Below are 524 nucleotides of genomic sequence, written 5' to 3' on the forward strand. Positions count from 1 at the left end.
AAGGGGTAATGATTGAGCATAATTCAGTATGTAATTATAATCAATGGATGTTTGATCATAATTCGTATGCGAATACTAATATTGTAGATTGTTCATCAAGTGTTTCATTTGATGCTACAGTTAATGTATTATTAACACCTTTATGTTATGGACAAAGAGTTGTTATTTGTAAAGAAGGGATAAAACAAGACAGTAACTTATATCTGGATTATATTAAAAGGTATAAAATAGAATTAATTAAAGTAACTCCTACTTATTTGTCTTTATTATTAAATAGTACGCGAATAAATAATGAACGATTAATTTATTTAAAATGCATCATTATTGGTGGAGAAAAAGTTAACAAGGTTGAATTGGAAGACTTTATGAGATTTAATCCAACAATAGAAATATTACATCATTATGGACCAACAGAAACGACAGTAGGTGTTACTAGTTTTACAGATTTTGATAATAAATTGTTAATGAGTAATATGGGGTCTGTTCCGTTAGGTAAAATTACAATTAATACAAGAGCCTACGTA

1 protein-coding gene is annotated in these 524 nt (G+C 27.3%); it reads left to right on the forward strand.

Features of this window, described 5'->3' with window-relative positions; all coding sequences use genetic code 11:
* On the forward strand, window positions 1-524 hold a 524-nt coding region (locus B0A64_RS24780; RefSeq protein ID WP_165769882.1), incomplete at both ends, for an AMP-binding protein.

This window comes from Flavobacterium araucananum, from assembly GCF_002222055.1.
Classification (GTDB): Bacteria; Bacteroidota; Bacteroidia; order Flavobacteriales; family Flavobacteriaceae; genus Flavobacterium; species Flavobacterium araucananum.